General features: G+C 47.1%; 1 pseudogene. It reads left to right on the forward strand.

From position 1 onward, the window contains the following. Window positions 1-129: 129 nt before the first annotated feature. Window positions 130-833: pseudogene (locus tag CGZ90_RS20075) on the forward strand (PCRF domain-containing protein); the annotation flags it as partial.

Genomic DNA, 833 nt, shown 5'->3' on the forward strand with positions numbered 1-833 from the left:
GCCGTTTCTGCTTTTCGCCACGCCCAGCGGAAAGCGTGCGCCTGTAACGGAGATCAACCACTTCTTAGATTTCTTTAAAAGGTTTCGAGAACAGCAAATTCAAACAAAAATAAATGCGGGGTGTTTTTTGTGGATTTAACAGAAGTAAAGCAAGAACTAGCAGTCATGGTAAAACGGTTAGAAGACTTTAGGGGGTCTCTTTGACCTCGATACAAAGAAAGCCAAAATCGCTGAACTTGACGAAAAGATGAGCGCACCGGAGTTCTGGAACGACCAGAACGCGGCACAGGCAGTCATTAACGAAGCGAACGGCCTGAAGGACCAGGTCAACGAGTTTGAAAAGCTGTCTTCAGCATACGAAGACATTGAAGTGGCATACGAGCTTGTGAAAGAAGAAAACGACGATGACATGATGAAGGATATTGTGAAGGATCTGAAAAGCCTTGTTAAAGACTTGAACGATTTCGAACTGACTCTTCTTTTAAGTGATCCGTATGACAAAAATAATGCGATTCTAGAACTGCATCCTGGAGCAGGCGGCACTGAGTCGCAGGACTGGGCATCTATGCTGCTGCGCATGTATACACGATACGCAGAGCGTCAAGGGTATAAAGTAGAGACGCTTGATTACCTTCCGGGAGACGAAGCGGGTGTCAAGTCAGTCACACTCAGCATCAAGGGTCATAACGCATACGGCTATTTGAAAGCGGAAAAAGGGGTGCACCGTCTTGTCCGCATCTCGCCGTTTGACTCGTCAGGACGCCGTCACACTTCTTTCGTATCGTGCGAAGTGATGCCAGAGCTGAATGACGACGCTGCTATTGAGATTCGTA

The organism is Fictibacillus aquaticus, from assembly GCF_002245695.1.
Taxonomy (GTDB): domain Bacteria; phylum Bacillota; class Bacilli; order Bacillales; family Fictibacillaceae; genus Fictibacillus; species Fictibacillus aquaticus.